The 2,835-nt window shown below is 50.2% G+C and carries 3 protein-coding genes and 1 tRNA gene; 3 read left to right on the plus strand and 1 reads right to left on the minus strand.

Annotation, left to right across the window (positions count from 1 at the left end; all coding sequences use genetic code 11):
- Positions 1-89: 89 nt before the first annotated feature.
- The 3 genes from NIG5292_RS14165 to NIG5292_RS14175 all read left to right on the plus strand — a co-directional run bounded on the left by NIG5292_RS14165 (position 90) and on the right by NIG5292_RS14175 (position 2,034).
- Positions 90-164: transfer RNA gene (locus tag NIG5292_RS14165), tRNA-Thr, on the plus strand.
- 61 nt (positions 165-225) lie between these two features.
- Complete coding sequence (locus NIG5292_RS14170) at positions 226-1,380, plus strand: DUF6538 domain-containing protein (RefSeq protein WP_048600190.1); 1,155 nt, start codon at positions 226-228, stop codon at positions 1,378-1,380.
- Between the two features lie 72 nt (positions 1,381-1,452).
- Positions 1,453-2,034 carry a hemerythrin domain-containing protein gene (locus tag NIG5292_RS14175; RefSeq protein WP_048600191.1) on the plus strand — a complete coding sequence of 194 codons (582 nt, stop codon included), beginning with the start codon at positions 1,453-1,455 and terminating at the stop codon, positions 2,032-2,034.
- A 47-nt stretch (positions 2,035-2,081) separates the two neighbouring features.
- On the opposite strand, the gene NIG5292_RS15285 is transcribed toward NIG5292_RS14175, so the two are convergent.
- Positions 2,082-2,255: a DUF6538 domain-containing protein gene (locus NIG5292_RS15285; RefSeq protein ID WP_306372348.1), complete on the minus strand. Its 174-nt coding sequence runs from the start codon at positions 2,253-2,255 to the stop codon at positions 2,082-2,084.
- Positions 2,256-2,835: the final 580 nt, after the last annotated feature.

Here is a 2,835-nt window from a genome sequence, read left to right on the forward strand (position 1 = left end):
ATCAAGCGGCATACCGCAGTTGCCAAAAAGGGTCCAGATTGCGCTTGCACGATTTCCCAATTGCTCGTAAAGACGCTTCACTTTACGGCGCTGCTGTAGCTCAGAGGTAGAGCACTCCATTGGTAATGGAGAGGTCGAGAGTTCAATTCTCTCCAGCAGCACCACAGGCCCACTTAAAGCATTGTAATACCTCACTAATTCGACTGATCGAGTGAGCCGTAGACCATGCTAACTACCAAGCTGAACAGCTACACCTTCAATAAGAACGGTATCTGGTATTTCTCCCGTAGAGTTCCCGCTGATTTACGGCGGCATTATCGTACAAACAGGATTGCTTACTCTCTGAGGACTAAATCAGTCAGGGACGCTCGTATTAGGGCGATGAGTGATGCTGCTAAGCTAGATAGGCACTGGCATATCCTGAGGATTTCATCTGAAGACCTTCCAGGTAAGCATTTGCTCACTGATGCTGTGCAGGAGCCCGTCGCTGAGCCTGCTGTCGATGAGTATTCCCTCAAAGACGCTGTGGCTGTTTACCTGCGCTTAAAGGGGCATGATCGCCCACCTACATTTGAAGCTGCCGTAAGGCGTTCCTGCGGCTATCTGATTGATTGCTGCGGCATGAAAGCCTTGAAAGATTATCTTCGATCCGATGCTACCAAGTTCCGAGACTATCTATTCGCTAAGGGCCTGAACGGGGCTTCTGTGGCAAGGATCTTTGGTACAGTCAGGGCCGTTATAAACTTAGCCCTGAGTGAGTTTGGGCTCGCCATCGTCAACCCGTTCTCAAACGTGTACTTTAACCAAAAAGAAGGGGTAAAGAAGCGGCTGCCTGTTAAGACTGAGGACATCAAGAAGGTACAGGCTGAGTGTTATAAGGCTGACGATGAAATGCGCTGGCTAGTAGCCTTAGTAGCTGACACTGGCATCAGGCTGGCTGAGGGCGCTGGGCTGCTGAGGTCAGACTTCATAAACAAGGATGGTATCCTCTGTGTGAGGATCAGGCCTCATTCTTGGCGCTCATTAAAGACGGCCAGTAGTGAACGGGTAGTCCCGTTGGTAGGCTCAGCTAAGTGGGCCGCAGAACGAATACTGGAAGAACCCAACAGCAGTCAGTTTGCATTCCCTAAGTACAACAACGGTGAACGAACGAGTGCGAACTCAGCCAGTGCTGCACTGAATAAGTGGCTGAAAGGAAAGATTGGCGAAGGTTACACGATGCACAGCTTCCGCCACTCAATGCGAGACAGGCTACGAGCAGTAGAGTGCCCTAGCGACATCATCGATCAGATAGGGGGCTGGCTTACCCAAGGAGTAGGGGCATCTTATGGAGAAGGCTACAGTCCGGAAGTTATGCAGAAGTGGCTGCTGCTTAGTTGAGTGCTCTGTAGGCGGCTATTGTGCTGTGTCGATATTCTTGACTCAGAAGCAGTAAGGGCTTTCTTAGTCAGTATGACTGATCTCTCAATCCTGCCACTACATGACCTGACAATTGATGAGGCCTCACGGCCGACAGCACCTAAGGTTGCAGCTGCCACAGATATGCACCGCCGAAAAGGTCGACAGCTTGCGGCAATCCATCGTCATTATCTTATGGAAATGGCTCAGATTGGTGCGGTACTGGAAAGGATCGAAGCGAAAGATACGCCACCTGAGCACCTGAAGAAGATTGTGCTCTCACTTGAGATGGCGGAAAACTTCCGAGTGTTTGGATCACTTTGTGGGCGTGAGTGCCAAGTCCTGAAGTTTCATCACGACATCGAAAGTTCGGACATGTTTCCTCGACTTGAAGCGGCAGGGGGAGGCATGTTCCAGCAGATTGTAGCCAAGCTGCTGTCCGAACACGAGGTAGTGCATGAATTGATCATTCGCCTCGGCCGAGCGGCAGACAAGTTGGCCACAGATCCGAGCGAAGCTAACTTCGTTGATGCCTCGCAGGTATATCGAAAGCTAGAAGAGGTTGTGCGTTCTCATTTTGGCTACGAAGAAGCGGAACTAGAGGAAGCGATCGGGTATTACCTCGGGGGTATTTAACAGCGAAGGCTGACGCTTTGCCTCGATTGAAAATTACTTGCCTGAAATCACCATGCTGTACTCATCGCCCTAATACGAGCGTCCCTGACTGATTTAGTCCTCAGAGAGTAAGCAATCCTGTTTGTACGATAATGCCGCCGTAAATCAGCGGGAACTCTACGGGAGAAATACCAGATACCGTTCTTATTGAAGGTGTAGCTGTTCAGCTTGGTAGTTAGCATGGTCTACGGCTCACTCGATCAGTCGAATTAGTGAGGTATTACAATGCTTTAAGTGGGCCTGTGGTGCTGCTGGAGGGTTTCTGTTCTGCCAGCAGGCACCAAGGCTAAGCATTAACCTCATAAAACAAGGCTACTGTCTCATTCGGGTTCCTGCAACAGGGCCATATTGGTCTACGATTTGGTCTACGGCCCAAAGTTAGGGCTACCGCACGTTAACTTAGCTTATAGGCTTTCCTTTGATCCTAGGCCTCAGAGGCACTCGGTGAGTCATGCCGAGGGCAATCCACTTGTTGGTCAGTAGGTTGGCTGATGGAGTTGATGGTTTTATAAGGGCCTTACAGAGCGTCGCAGGGGTATCAGTCGGTAGGGGGCGAGTGCCACCCCAGCCCTAGGGGGTATCGTATATAGGCCTGACCTGAGATTGGGGTTTGTTAATCGTCAAGTTGACAGTTCTGATTATACAGGGGGATGGGGCTGGCGGTGCATCCACGAGGTTGGGGCAATCTATTAGTATTCCTCTTCCTCGTAGAAGAAAAAACAATGTAGAGAATGTAGTAAATGTAGCCCAATCCGAAAAGTC

The sequence above is a fragment of the Nereida ignava genome, from assembly GCF_001049735.1.
In the GTDB taxonomy this organism is placed as follows: domain Bacteria; phylum Pseudomonadota; class Alphaproteobacteria; order Rhodobacterales; family Rhodobacteraceae; genus Nereida; species Nereida ignava.

Bases quoted from the DNA above. Each gene is read 5' to 3' on its own strand.
- NIG5292_RS14170 (WP_048600190.1), top strand. From the start codon at position 226: ATGCTAACTACCAAGCTGAACAGCTACACCTTCAATAAGAACGGTATC.
- NIG5292_RS14175 (WP_048600191.1), top strand. From the start codon at position 1,453: ATGACTGATCTCTCAATCCTGCCACTACATGACCTGACAATTGATGAG.
- NIG5292_RS15285 (WP_306372348.1), bottom strand. From the start codon at position 2,255: ATGCTAACTACCAAGCTGAACAGCTACACCTTCAATAAGAACGGTATC.